A 14,421-nucleotide genomic window follows, 5' to 3' on the forward strand; every position below is an offset into this window, starting at 1 on the left:
CTCAACCGATTATTTTAGCTGTGACAGCGCATATTCATGAGCAGCAATCGTATGTTCAATATCCTCATCACTATGCACGATGGACAAAAATAATCCTTCAAATTGAGATGGCGGAACACTAACACCTTGATCAAGCATATGTCTGAAATAATTTGTAAAGTAGTCGATATTGGATGATTTTGCTGTTTCGAAGTTAATAACCTTCTCAGCGGTAAAGAATGGACATACCATCGATCCAACACGATTTACAGTAAGCGGTATGTCATACTTACGAGCATTGTCCTCGAAGCCCTGTTGCAGACGAGCAGCTTTGACGTCAAGCTGTTCGTAGGCTTCTTTGGTCATTAGCTTTAATGTGGTATAGCCTGCAGCCATCGCTAGTGGATTGCCTGACAATGTACCTGCTTGATAGATTGGTCCGCTTGGGGCAATTTGCTCCATAATTTCAGCTCGACCACCATAAGCGCCAACTGGTAGTCCGCCACCGATAACTTTACCGAAGCAAGTTAGATCAGGCGTTACGCCAAATTTACCTTGCGCGCACGAATAATCAACACGGAAGCCCGTCATAACCTCATCAAAAATAAGCAAGCTTCCATACTGTGTAGTAAGCTCTCTTAGACCCTCTAGGAAGCCTGGAAGCGGTGGCACTACGCCCATATTGCCCGCTATAGGCTCAACAATAACACAGGCAAGCTCTTCGCCGAAGCGCTCGAACGCAAGCTTCACACTTTCAATATCGTTATATGGTACCGTTATCGTGTTTTGCGCGACGGATTCCGGAACCCCTGGCGAGTCTGGCAAGCCAAGTGTAGCTACACCTGACCCAGCCTTAATGAGCAGGCTGTCTGCATGACCGTGATAGGAGCCTTCAAACTTCAATATTTTTGAACGCTTTGTATAGCCGCGAGCTAAGCGAAGCGCACTCATCGTAGCCTCTGTCCCAGAGTTCACCATACGTACAATATCAACAGACGGTACACGCTCAACAACGAGCTCCGCCATTAACGTTTCCAGCTCAGTCGGTGCACCGAAGCTCGTACCCTTTACAGCCGTCTCCTGCAGCGCTTTAACAACCTCAGGATGGGCATGTCCTGCAATTAATGGTCCCCACGACAATATGTAATCAATATAGCTATTACCATCGATGTCATAGATTCTGCTGCCTTCTCCTCGCTCCACATAAACAGGAGTTAAGCCCACAGATTTATAAGCGCGGACTGGACTGTTTACTCCACCAGGAATAACCTTCTTCGCACGCTCAAACGCTTGCTTAGACAAAGTATCAATACGTTTCGCCATATTAAGCATCCCCCTTCAGCCATCTTGCGGCATCCTTAGCATGATAAGTAATGAGAAGCGATGCTCCCGCACGCTTCATGCCGAGCAAGGTTTCCAGTACAATCGCCCGCTCATCTATCCAGCCATTCGCTGCTGCTGCCTTCACCATCGAATATTCAGCACTTACGTTGTAGGCAACAACCGGAAGGTCAAATTGATCAACCAGCGTACGCACGATGTCAAGATAAGCTAGTGCTGGCTTTACCATTAAGAAGTCGGCACCTTCCTCCACATCACTTTCTGCCTCGCGCAGCGCCTCTACAGCGTTAGCTGGGTCCATTTGATACGTTTTGCGGTCGCCGAACTGCGGCGCGGAGTGCGCAGCGTCACGGAACGGACCGTAATATGCCGACGCGTACTTCACAGAGTATGACATAATGGCAATATCTACAAAGCCCGCTTCATCAAGCCCTTGTCTGATCGCTGCTACAAATCCATCCATCATATTAGAGGGAGCGATAATGTCCGCACCCGCCTTCGCCTGCGAAACCGCAGTTTTTACAAGAAGCTGCAGTGACTCGTCATTAACAATCTCTGCAACGCCTGTCGCTTCGTCCACATGCACTACTCCACAATGACCGTGATCTGTAAATTGACATAGGCAAGTGTCTGCAATGACAACAAGCTGTGGTGCCCATTGCTTGATCGCGCGAATAGCCTGCTGAACGATTTCCTCGTCATCATACGCGGAGCTGCCTACTTCATCCTTATAATTAGGTACCCCGAAAATAAGGACGGACTGAATACCTAGCGCGACAACCTCTTCGATCTCCAGCTTTAATTGATCCATCGATAAATGATAAACACCTGGCATAGATGGAATAGGCTCTCTTACATTTTCGCCATGTGTAACAAAGATAGGATAGATAAAATCTTCAACCTGCAGCGTATGCTCTCGCAGCATGCTTCTTAATGCTGCAGAACGTCTTAATCTGCGGTTTCGAGTAATTGGAAATGCCATTTATTTTTCCTCCTGTTCAATTCGCTGTGCAGCATTATAGCCAACGAGAGCAGCCGTTAAAGATTCAATCGTCGCTTCCTCAGCTTCTATCGTAACCTTCAGTCCGAAGCTCTCAATAGTGGCCGTTGTAATTGGGCCAATGCTTGCAATTGGATATTGTGAGATCAAGGCAACAGGATCTTCGATCCCTGCTTGCTCCAACACCTTTATTAAATTTTTTACTGTAGAAGAGCTAGTAAAGGTCAGCATATGAATATGCTTTTCCTTTAACCAATCTATAATGATCGGCTCCTGCAGCGGAGCGATTACCGTTTCATATACACTAATCTCATCAGCATGAATGCCTTGTTGACGCAGCTGCTCCGGCAGCACTGCACGCGCTAAATCTCCGCGTGGCAAGAGCACGCGCTCACCAGGCTGTAAAACATGCTCAAATGCTTCTAATAATCCCTCTGCATCATAACGTGATGCTTGAAGGTCTACCTTTATTCCACGCTGCTCAAGCGCTTCAGCTGTCTTCGGACCGACAGCGGCAACGCGAGCTTTATAAAACTTTCGAATATCCAATCGATGCTCAATAAGGTATTGGAAAAAGTACTCTACGCCATTCACACTAGTAAAAGCAAGCCAGTCATAGCCTTCTGCTTGCTTTAAGCAGGCTTCAATATGCTGTAAATGCTGAGATTCCTGAGGCTTACGTACTTCAATAACAGGAAACTCACAGGGCTCTCCACCAAGCGCTTCAATCATTTCAGCGAAATCACTTGCTTGCGCTCGTGCTCGTGTTACAAGAATTCGCATTCCGAACAACGGCATCTTCTCGTACCACTGCAACGCTTCTCGTTGCTTCACTACATCCCCTACAATGATAATGGCTGGTGATTCAAACTTACGCGTCCTAACTAGCTCAGCAATGGTACCGAGCGTGCCAACTAACGTTTGCTGCTCTGGCGTCGTCCCCCAACGAACGAGCGCTACAGGGGTATCTGCGCTTCTCCCATGCTTCATAAGCTGCTTTGATATGTAATCTATTTTGGCTACACCCATTAAAAATAAAAGCGTACCCGTAGCATTCGTTACCTTATCCCAATATATGGACCGATCTAATTTCTCAGGGCTTTCATGTCCTGTAATAATCGATAACGACGATGCATGCTCACGATGTGTAACGGGAATTCCTGCATACGCAGGCACGGATATAGCCGACGTTATTCCGGGGATAATCTCAAAATCAATATTATGCTTTCTCAGCAAACCTGCTTCCTCGCCAACACGACCAAAAATTGTCGGATCTCCACCCTTTAATCGTGTTACCGTATGTCCTTCGAGTGCCAAATCTACGAGCAGCTGATTAATGTCCTCCTGCTTCATCGTATGTCGGTCAGGAAGCTTCCCAACATATACACGCTTTACATCTGGTCTAGCGTAGCGCAATAGTCTGGGACTTGCTAGCCGGTCATATACGATCGCAGTGCATTCTTTAATACACTGCATCCCACGTATCGTAATGAGTCTAGGATCGCCTGGACCGGCGCCTACCAAATAAACTTTACCCTTGTTCATCGTTATCCCTCAATCTTTGCTAGTATGTCGCGCGCTCCGTCATCCAGCAATTGACGCGCTACCTGTTCTCCTAGTTGAACCGCATCTGCTCCACGCTGAACTGACTTTAATAGGGTTACACCATCAGGAGAGCCTACAATTCCTGTTAACTCTAATACTTCTTCATCTCCATTGCGTTCAACGATCGTTGCGTGTGCACCGATTGGCACCTGACAGCCACCTTGAAGTGTACCGAGAAAGCTGCGTTCTGCCGCCACTGTAATCTCAGAATCATGATCGTTAAGCAGTGCTAACAGCTCCTTGACACTCTCGTCTGCGGTTCTGCATTGTACTCCTAGCGCACCTTGACCGACAGCTGGCACACATACATCAGCTGGCAATAACGTAGAAATTTTATGCTCCCAGCCCATACGCATTAAGCCTGCCGTAGCTAATACAATCGCATCAAAGCCCTCCGTCTCAAGCTTGCGTATACGAGAATCAATATTTCCTCTAATCCACTGAATATCTAGATCCGGACGTGCATATTTTAGCTGACTGCTGCGGCGCAAGCTGCTTGTTCCGACCTTTGCTCCTTGTGGAAGGTCCTCGAAGGAGTAGCCCTGCTTCAGCACAAGACAATCTTGTGGCGTAAGACGCTTTGGCACTGCACCAATCATTAATCCCTCTGGCAGCTCGTATGGCATATCCTTCATGCTGTGAATCGCTAAGTCGATATCGCTATTCAGCAGCGCTTGCTCGATCTCCTTTACAAAAAGCCCTTTACCGCCAACCTTAGAAAGTGTAACGTCAAGAATTTTATCGCCCTTTGTTACAATTTTATGTATCTCAAAACTGTAAGGCAGATCATGCTTTTGACATAGCTCTTCCAGCTGTTTAATCACTTGCCCTGTTTGCGTTAAAGCAAGCTGGCTCTGACGTGTTCCAACTTTAATTACTCTAGCTTCCATCTTCCGTATCCTCACCTTCGTCCAGTACATTTCTATCAACCAACGATGCATACCAAGCTTCAAATGGTATATCCATCACATGCATAGCTTCCTTCGCAGCATCGGATAGCAGTTTTTTTCGCTGCTCAGCGCTCAAATTGCTGCGGAGCACTTGAGCACGCAGCTGCTTCATAAGCTGCTGGGCATTCGCATAACGCGGCAAATAATGTTGCTCCAGCTCCTGCTTCATCATTTTCACCAAGCTTGGGCTGCTGCCAGCAGATGAGATCGCTGCAGTTAGCTCTCCAGACCTCGCAATGGCAGGCGTTATAAAGCTTCCTTGCTGTCCTTCACTCACATTACAAACCAGTATATCGTATTTCTTCGCATCATTGCTAATTTGTTCATTCAGCTGTGCATCATCGGTAGCGGCAAATACTAGTGTTGCCGCTTCCAGTAAATGCGGCTCATAACGCTGATCTAGCCACTGGATCTCCTTCCGATCAGCTAGCAGCTGCAAGGGAGCACTTAGCTGAGGAGAAACAACACGTACAAGCTCTGCCCCGCTCTCTAGCAGCCCAGCAATTTTTTTCGCTGCAATGCTTCCACCACCAATTACAACAATACGCTGAGCTTGAAGGTTGAGCATTATAGGATAATAAGCTGTCATGTAACCGCCTCACTAACAACCTTCACTAATGGAAGGAAGAATATTCACCAGAAAGCATATTCACAATCTGAATAGCGTAAGCAACTAAATACAGTCGTGCAATGTCATGGCCTGGCTTTTTATGTACTGCACGCTGATAAATGAAATAGCCATAAATTCCAATCGCGCATACACTCATAATGATCTGTATATCTAGGAGCATAATTGCTTTTCCTTCAATCATAATCGGCACTAGCGCGATGGCAAGCGACATAACAAGCAGTGGAAATCCGATGATGACCATACGCTCCATCGTACCTGCAATAACTTCGAGGCTGGGAAACCTGCGCAGCCATTTCATCCACTTTTTCTTTTTGAGCGCATAATGCACGATGAGATACATCACAGCAAGCAATGCACCAACGGTTAGAATCGCGTATGCACTAATAACGAGACTGATATGCACATATAGCAGCTCTCGTGTTGTTCGCCACATCTCTAGCGTATTACCTTCTTGCTTTCTGCTATATAGGTTAAGCGCGAACAAAGAAAATCCAATAATATTGACAAAAAACACAATAAGCTCAATTCGGTAGAAGCGCCTTACAATAAACGAGAGCGTAATCAATATCCAAGAAAACAGCTGCATAAGGTCAACATTCGTAAATGCGAAAACTGGCTCCTTCCACTCCGTTATGAGCCTTATGCATAAAAAGCCTCCTGAGAGCATCCATACAAAAACAAGAAGCCCTGTGCCTAGCTGCTTCGCTTTCCGATTTTCGTAAACAAAATCTGAAAAGTAAAACAGCAGACTCAGGGCATATATATAGACGACCGTGTCGTATATCCACAATTCCCAATTCATCTTTGCACCACCCTGCGTTCTACTTCAATATGCATGTTCGAAACCTGAGGGCACTAACATTAGAAAGGCTATGAACGCACTAAGGCAGCAAGCTTTTTAGCAGAGCGAACGATGCCTTTACGGTCAGAAGCAGCAACAACCGGCGTATCCGTTAAATCTTGTCCATTCTTATGCTCGGATAGCTCCTGCTCGAGATTAAACAGCTGCGTAATGACCTCAATCGCGTCATCTGCCTTTTTCTCCCCAGCCATTTCTTTTACCCGTTCAACTGGCTCCTGAATCATCTGATTGACCATGCTTTTCGTAAGCTTACGGATGACCTTTAGCTCCTGCTCGGACAAATTCGGTAATTTTTTTGTGAGACTATCCATTGTTGTCTCGTGAACTTGTGCAGCTTTGCTGTGTAGTGCACGAATAAGCGGCACAACACCTAACGTTTGATACCAGCTTGCAAATTCCTTCATTTCTTCAATGATCATCACGTCAATTTTGGCAGCTTCCATCTTGCGTTGTGCAAGATTGCTCTCAACGATATCCTTCAAATCATCAATATCATATAAGAATACATTATCAATCGATGCGATGCTCGGATCAAAATCACGAGGCACGGCAATATCTATCATAAACAATGGCTTATTACGGCGCTTCACCATAATCGCTTCCACATCAGACTTCGTCAGTATATACTGCTTAGCTGCCGTTGAACTGATCATAATATCTGCCTGCTCCAGCTCCGGTCTTGCCTGCTCATAGGTGTAGGCCACCCCATTAAACTGTGCAGCCACCTCTTGAGCCTTTTCAAGGGTACGATTTACAACTTGAATTCTCGAAGCACCATTGCTGTGTAAATGCTTTGCAGTCAGCTCGCCTGTTTCGCCAGCACCAAACACGAACACATTTTTCTCACTAAAGCTGCCGAATATATGCTTGCCTAGCTCTACTGCTGCATAGCTAACAGAAACAGCAAGCTCACCTATTTTTGTCTCGGAATGTGCTCGCTTGGCTAACGTGATCGCCTGCTTAAATAGCATATTAAAGATCTTGCCCGTTGTTTTCAAACGCTGCGCTTCTAGAAACGCATCACGAACCTGACCTAGAATTTGAGTTTCTCCAATAATCATCGAATCAAGACCACAAGCAACTTTAAAAAGATGTGAAATAGCTTGTTGGTCCTCGTACATATATAAATAGTTTGTGAACTGCTCTCTCGGCAACCCAAACCATTGCTCCATAAACCAGCGTACATCATGACCACAAATTTGTGGGCGCTCCACTACTGCATAAATTTCCGTACGATTGCAAGTAGCTACCATCACACACTCCATAATGCTCATTGTTGATTTTAATTTAGTTAGTGCGTCACTAAGCTGTTCCTCGGCAAGCGCAAAACGCTCACGAACCTCTACGGGTGCAGTACGATAGTTCAAGCCAACAACGACAATATGCATGGTGATCTCCTTTCTAAACGTTGCTCCCTAATTAATAATGATTCTTATTATAACATAAATCTAATTACTATAGTTTTGACTATTATTTGAAATATAATATGTACGACTTCGCGCAATTGACATGATTACGTAATATTTAAAAAGATAACCATAGACAGTTTGCCTATGGTTACCTCATTATATACTCTTCTTGTTCAATTAATTGTTAAACTAAAGATGTTTGCTTTAATTCTGGCTCAACCACTTGAAGCTCGCCCATACCACGAACTAGCTTTTTCGCATGCGCAGTTGTTGGCTTCAGTACAGCAAGCATGTAATCGATCGCAAGCTGAGGATCTACAGTTTCACCACACGTGTAACAATCAAGTGCTGCGAAACCTTTCTCAGGATACGTATGAATTGAGAGATGACTCTCTGACAACAGTACTAGTACTGTAGCGCCTTGAGGTTCGAACTGCTTAGATTGAACAGATAATACTGTAGCTCCACAAGCCTCTGCCGCCTCTACCATATGAGATTGCAGCGCCTCTGCACTATTTAGTAAATCAAAATCAACACCCCATGCATCAACAGCAACGTGTCTTCCGAAAGTAGAATATTCCATCCTTCGGTTCCCCCTTCCTAGGAATAAAATGTTTTTTAACAAATTTCATCCGCTAGGACCTACGTCATTCACTTCTCGAGGGATTAATCTCTCGTAACATTACTATGTCCTGAGTGAATCCTGGTTCCTAATTTTGAACAACCCAATGTGTATTCAACGAGAATAAAAATAACATCTTATGACGATAAATGCAACAGTTTTTTTACTGCTTTTTTTCATTAGCTTTTTACGAGCACAACTTCTCTTTAATTTACTCGCATTTCCACTACTTTGCTACCGATTACTCAATATTTATTTTTTCAATTTACCTTTATTTTCTTAATCTTACTAATGGTTCATATTGATAAAAAAAGAGCAGGCATATGCCTGCTCCAAGTTAATTAGCTTCAAGCTTAAACAGCTTGAAGGTAAGCTCTTTTAGCTTTTCATCAATTTGCGCAATTTCAGCTGCGCTCACGTTAGCATTGCGCTCATCTAAAAGGCTGTCAATCTCAAGCTGCACGAGCTTAATCTCTCTTTCGACTTGACGGCTTTCGAATACACGCTGTAGTTTCAGGGCTGTATTCTTCTTCTCGAACACAACGCGCTTGCCTTTATCGGTTACTTCAACGATAAGGTGAACGGTACCCTGCTTATAATGATATTGCATCGTATATTGGCTATAAATTCGATTAACGATTGCATTGCCGCGGAATACGGAAACCGCCTTGCGCATTGCGTTCGTCAGCTTTAGTTGGACAATGGTGCATGACATCTCACACACATATTGATCAATGTGACGCTCAAAGGTCATCTTAATCTTCTCATGTCCGGCTACGTCCTCTAGAACGAGTGACTGGCTCCCATTCTCAAGAATGAGCACCTGAAGGCGAAGCTGCTGCTCCTCCATAAATTGCATAAATGCTTGAAGCTCTGAACTGCTTAACTGAAATTTTGCACTGACATACTCTGTGGCTATCCGCTTAGCCATAAAAATCTCCTCAATTCTTCGCTTTCCAAGCTCCTTACTTTGCAAGGAAAGGCCGAATACACGCCTATATGTTATATTATACGAGATTTTCAATTGATATTCCTGCCAGAGATCTTTGATTTTTGAGCGTATTTTGCGAAAAAACGGTTTTATCTAAAAAAATATAAGACAATTACAACAATTCCTAGCTATCTTTCGAATCGATCTCACTATTGCTCATCAATTTGTTATCCGTTATTGAAATTGTTCTATTACTCCTGCTCAAGGGAAGCATCAGCTAATATAGGTTGCTCCTCTTGGTCTAACTGCTCAGTTTCACGATTCATGCCAGCATCATTAATCGCTTGCAGTATTTTGGCCCATAGCTCATCACGACCTAAACCTGTTTCCGAGGAGAATAATACGACTGGAATATCTTTTTCAGCACCTAATGACTCCTTAATCACTTTTAGATGCTTATCCCATTTTGAGCGTGGGATTTTATCTGCTTTCGTAGCTACGATGCAGGTTGGAATTTCGTAATATTTCAGCCATTCATACATCAACACATCATCCTTGGATGGCTCATGACGAATATCAATGACTAGAAGCTGGAGAACCAGCTGCTCACGATCACGCAAATATGTCTCGATCATAACACCGAACTCTTCTCGTTGCTTCTTAGAAACACGAGCATAGCCGTATCCCGGAAAATCTACTAAATAGATCTCTTCGTTTACACGGTAATAGTTCAGCTGCTGAGTCTTTCCTGGCTGAGAGCTCGTTCTTGCAAGGTTCTTACGTTGGATCATCCGATTGATCAGTGATGACTTACCAACATTCGAACGACCTGCCAGAGCAATCTCTGGCAAGCCGTCATCTGGGTATTGATTAGGTCGTACTGCACTTATAACGAATTCTGTTTGTTTAATTTTCATTGTTTATTTGCTCCTTCTGCTCAAGTAATGCATGCTTCAGCACTTCATCTAGATGAGCTACAGGAACAAAATCCATCTCTTGCTTAATGCTGTCCGGAATATCATCAAGATCACGCTGATTATCAATGGGCAGCAGCACTTTTTTGATTCCTGCACGATGAGCTGCCAGTGACTTTTCCTTCAAGCCGCCAATCGGCAGCACGCGACCACGCAATGTGATTTCACCGGTCATTGCAACATCCTTCGAGACGAGTCGGCCGCTAAGGGCTGATATGAGCGCCGTGGCCATCGTAATACCTGCGGACGGTCCATCCTTCGGAATAGCTCCTTCTGGAATATGAATATGGATATCCAGCTTCTCATGGAATGAAGGATCAATACTCAGCTCCTCCGCATGTGAGCGAATATAGCTATAGGCTGCCTGTGCAGATTCCTTCATTACATCACCAAGCTTACCTGTAAGGTTCAGCTTACCGCTGCCTGGCATAGTAGAAACCTCGATCACGAGCGTATCTCCTCCGACCTCAGTCCATGCTAGACCGGTCACAGCACCAACCTGATGATGTACATCTACCGTACCATAACGGAAGATCGGCTTGCCTAGCCATTCCTTGACCTTAGCTTCATCGATTCCAATATGAGTAAGCTCAGCATCAGAAACAAATGCCTTTGCTGCCTTTCGACATAGCGATGCGACCTGCTGCTCTAGATTACGTACCCCTGCTTCACGTGTATATTGTCTAATAATTAAGCTAATTGCATCATCCTCTAAAGATAGCTGCTCCTCCTCTAAGCCATGATCCTTGCGTTGCTTAGGGAATAGATAACGCTTTGCAATTTCCATCTTTTCAAGCTCGGTATAGCCAGCAACCTGAAGCACCTCCATCCGATCCAGCAGTGGACGTGGAATCGTATGTAGAGAGTTAGCTGTCGTTACAAACATAACGGAGGATAGATCAAACGGCACCTCTACGAAGTGATCGCTGAACGTACTGTTCTGTTCGGGGTCGAGCACCTCCAATAGTGCCGCTGATGGATCACCACGGAAGTCAGATGCCATCTTGTCTATTTCATCTAATAAAAACACTGGATTTTTTGTTCCTGCTGTTTTCATTCCTTGCATAATTCGACCAGGCATTGCGCCCACATACGTTCTGCGATGCCCACGAATTTCAGCCTCATCTCGTACACCGCCTAATGAGATGCGAACGAATTTACGATCTAGTGATTTTGCAATTGATTTGGCTAGCGAGGTTTTCCCTACGCCTGGAGGACCTACGAGGCAGAGAATCGGACCTTTAAGCTTTTTAACAAGCTTCTGAACTGCCAAATACTCAAGCACACGCTCCTTAGGCTTTTCAAGACCATAATGATCCTCATCAAGAATTTGCTCTGCTCTAGCAATATCAAGATCATCCTCAGTCAGCTTACTCCACGGAAGTGCAAGCAGCCAATCAATATAATTACGAATAATTCCACCTTCAGCCGAAGATTGTGGCATTTTCTCCAGACGATCAATCTCTTTATTCACTTTTTCAGCAACGGATTCTGGCAGCTGAGCCTCCTCCAGTTGATTGCGAAGCTCCTCTACCTCACCGAGCCGGCCTTCCTTCTCACCAAGCTCCTTTTGTATCGCTTTCATCTGCTCACGCAAATAGTATTCCTTTTGCGTCTTTTCCATCTGCTTCTTGACACGTGAATTAATTTGGCGCTCCATCTCAAGTACTTCTCGTTCGTTATTCAACAGCTCAAGAAGAGCTTCAAGACGTTTCTCCACATCTACCGTTTCAAGAATTAGCTGCTTATCTTTAATTTTAAGCGATAGGTGACTTGTAATTACATCAGCTAACCGTCCAGCATCATCAATATCAGATACAGCGGCATAGGTTTCAGCAGTGATTTTCTTGGATAAGGACACATAATTCTCAAACTGACTGAGCACCGAGCGCATCAATGCATCAATCGCAGACGATTGCTCTGTTGGCTCTGGCAGCTCCTTAACAAGAACCTCGTAGTATTCATCATTATTCACATAGTCAACAATTTCCGCTCTTAATAGACCTTCTGCCAGCACTCTTATCGTTCCATTAGGCAGCTTAAGCATTTGCTTCACTTTAGAAATTGTACCAACACGGAATATATCTTCCTCAAGCGGGGTCTCGATATTAACCTCCGCTTGAGAAACTAACAAAATATTTTGATCTTCGACCATCGCGCGCTCCAAGGCACGAATTGACTTTTCTCTACCCACATCTAAGTGGAGCACCATGCTGGGATAGACAAGCAAGCCCCTTAGCGGGAGCAGCGGAATACGACGAGTCTTCGTTTTGCTAGAACCCATTCCAGCACCTCCATTCCTTGTTCTTTCATATTATCTTATCATTCTAATGAATCAGCCTGCAAATATGGATAGGTTGGTTTGCTAAACAAATTTAATCGCCACTGTTCAGCTTGCTCTTCTTCCTTCCAATTAGCAAGCTCTGGAAACACCTGCTCGAGCACTTCCTCAATTCGTGAAACTGCAATAACTTGCAATCCATTCAAATCGGAAAATATTTCTTGCCAGTTTTCTTTAGGAATAATAACACGAACTGCGCCTGCTTGAAAGGCTGCCTCTACTTTTGCAAGCACTCCGCCTACTGGTTTTACATTGCCATGTATCCCGATTTCTCCTGTCATCGCTAATCTATTATCGATCGGCACCTGTAAGATCGCAGAAGTAATCGCTGTTGCCATCGCTATTCCCGCAGAAGGTCCATCCACTGGAGAGCCGCCAGGGAAATTAATATGTAGATCGTAATCCTGAGGGTTAAGTCCTTTTAAGCGCAATACGGTAAGTACATTCTCGATAGAGCCTTTAGCCATGCTCTTACGACGCAACGTCCGCGAGCCTCCGCCGAGCTCCTCCTCATCGACCACCCCAGTAATATTAAATTTGCCTGTACCCTTCGCAACTGGAATAGCGCTAACTTCGATTTCCAGCAATGCTCCCATACTTGGACCATATACTGCAAGGCCGTTAACATACCCGATCTGTGGTTTAGACGGTACTTTTCGTTCTGGACGAGGTGGAATCTGACTAGAGTTAACCACCCACTCAATGTCAGTAGCATGAATTTTATCACGCTTTTCCGATAAAGCAAGCCCAGCTGCTAGCTGTATAATATTTACCGCTTCGCGGCCATTGGTTGCATATTGCTTAACAACTTCAACGGCCTCAGGGCAAGGTGCGAAACCAATTTTTAACACAGCGTTATTCGCAATATCTCCTACTTCATCAGCCAGTAGCGGACGGAAATAAATTTCCATGCAGCGCGAGCGTATCGCAGGCGGAATGTCTTGTGGAGAACGAGTCGTTGCCCCAACGAGTCTAAAGTCAGCTGGCAATCCATTCTGGAAAATATCGTGAATATACGTAGGAATATTAGAATCCTCCGAATTATAATACGCACTTTCAAGAAATACCTTTCGATCCTCAAGCACCTTCAATAGTTTATTCATCTGCACATGATGTAATTCACCAATTTCATCGATAAACAATATACCACCATGCGCCTTGGTTACGGCACCAGGCTTAGGCTGAGGTATTCCAGCTACCCCCATCGCACCTGCGCCCTGATAGATCGGATCATGAACCGAACCAATAAGCGGGTCCGCTATTCCTCGCTCATCAAAACGAGCAGTCGTTGCATCGATTTCCGTAAATTTTGCACTAGGTAAAAATGGAGAAGCAGCATTACGCTTTGCTTCCTCTAATACGACACGTGCTGCAGCTGTTTTACCTACACCTGGCGGTCCGTAAATGATAACATGCTGCGGATTCGCGCTGCATAATGCTGCCTTCAGTGCCTTTAATCCGTCCTTTTGCCCGATGATATCATCCATAGATTGCGGTCTTGTTTTTTCTGCTAATGGCTTCGTCAATGAGATAGACCGAAGCTTACGAAGCTTCTCCATTTCTTTCTTTGATTCTCGGTCAACAGCCGCCTTGTTAAGCTTCTGATTACGCAGCAAATTGAAGAAATATAAACCGATTACTACAGCAAAAAACACTTGGATAACCATGAGTAGTATGCTCATATCCATGTTGTACCTCACTCCATTTCCAGTCTTTATTTCATTTGAATAGACATATTATTGCCCTTCCACGGGCATATTAATCTTTTAGACTGGA

General features: G+C 44.6%; 12 protein-coding genes. All 12 read right to left on the minus strand.

Translation table 11 applies throughout. The features are described 5' to 3' along the window. Positions 1-9: 9 nt before the first annotated feature. On the minus strand, positions 10-1,311 hold the full coding sequence (gene hemL / locus M3180_RS03800) for a glutamate-1-semialdehyde 2,1-aminomutase (protein WP_285855565.1): 1,302 nt from the start codon (positions 1,309-1,311) through the stop codon (positions 10-12). Continuing rightward, positions 1,304-2,302: a porphobilinogen synthase gene (gene hemB / locus M3180_RS03805; protein WP_251665930.1), complete on the minus strand. Its 999-nt coding sequence runs from the start codon at positions 2,300-2,302 to the stop codon at positions 1,304-1,306. Before hemB ends, hemL begins: the two co-directional genes overlap by 8 nt. Beyond that, positions 2,303-3,865: a uroporphyrinogen-III C-methyltransferase gene (gene cobA, locus M3180_RS03810; RefSeq protein WP_251665931.1), complete on the minus strand. Its 1,563-nt coding sequence runs from the start codon at positions 3,863-3,865 to the stop codon at positions 2,303-2,305. A gap of 2 nt (positions 3,866-3,867) precedes the next feature. Next, the gene (gene hemC / locus M3180_RS03815) at positions 3,868-4,815 is read right to left on the minus strand and encodes a hydroxymethylbilane synthase (RefSeq protein WP_251665932.1); all 948 of its coding nucleotides are present in this window, start codon (positions 4,813-4,815) and stop codon (positions 3,868-3,870) included. Beyond that, positions 4,805-5,464, minus strand: coding sequence for a precorrin-2 dehydrogenase/sirohydrochlorin ferrochelatase family protein (locus M3180_RS03820; protein WP_251665933.1), 660 nt, complete (start codon positions 5,462-5,464; stop codon positions 4,805-4,807). The genes hemC and M3180_RS03820 overlap by 11 nt, the downstream gene beginning before the upstream one ends. Before the next feature lie 25 nt (positions 5,465-5,489). After that, on the minus strand, positions 5,490-6,308 hold the full coding sequence (ccsA, locus tag M3180_RS03825; RefSeq protein WP_251665934.1) for a cytochrome c biogenesis protein CcsA: 819 nt from the start codon (positions 6,306-6,308) through the stop codon (positions 5,490-5,492). Between the two features lie 68 nt (positions 6,309-6,376). After that, positions 6,377-7,756 (minus strand): glutamyl-tRNA reductase, encoded by a 1,380-nt coding sequence (gene hemA, locus M3180_RS03830; protein ID WP_251665935.1) that lies wholly within the window; start codon positions 7,754-7,756, stop codon positions 6,377-6,379. 205 nt (positions 7,757-7,961) lie between these two features. Beyond that, the gene (gene speD / locus M3180_RS03835; RefSeq protein WP_251665936.1) at positions 7,962-8,360 is read right to left on the minus strand and encodes an adenosylmethionine decarboxylase; all 399 of its coding nucleotides are present in this window, start codon (positions 8,358-8,360) and stop codon (positions 7,962-7,964) included. 376 nt (positions 8,361-8,736) lie between these two features. Continuing rightward, entirely contained in the window at positions 8,737-9,330 is a 594-nt protein-coding gene (locus M3180_RS03840; RefSeq protein WP_251665937.1) for a non-ribosomal peptide synthetase module, read from the minus strand. A gap of 251 nt (positions 9,331-9,581) precedes the next feature. After that, entirely contained in the window at positions 9,582-10,247 is a 666-nt protein-coding gene (gene yihA / locus M3180_RS03845; protein WP_251665938.1) for a ribosome biogenesis GTP-binding protein YihA/YsxC, read from the minus strand. Next, positions 10,237-12,588: an endopeptidase La gene (gene lon, locus M3180_RS03850; RefSeq protein WP_251665939.1), complete on the minus strand. Its 2,352-nt coding sequence runs from the start codon at positions 12,586-12,588 to the stop codon at positions 10,237-10,239. The genes yihA and lon overlap by 11 nt, the downstream gene beginning before the upstream one ends. A gap of 38 nt (positions 12,589-12,626) precedes the next feature. Then, positions 12,627-14,333 (minus strand): ATP-dependent protease LonB, encoded by a 1,707-nt coding sequence (gene lonB / locus M3180_RS03855; RefSeq protein ID WP_251665941.1) that lies wholly within the window; start codon positions 14,331-14,333, stop codon positions 12,627-12,629. Positions 14,334-14,421: the final 88 nt, after the last annotated feature.

Origin of the sequence: Paenibacillus camelliae (assembly GCF_023715345.1) — a bacterium.
GTDB lineage: Bacteria > Bacillota > Bacilli > Paenibacillales > Paenibacillaceae > Pristimantibacillus > Pristimantibacillus camelliae.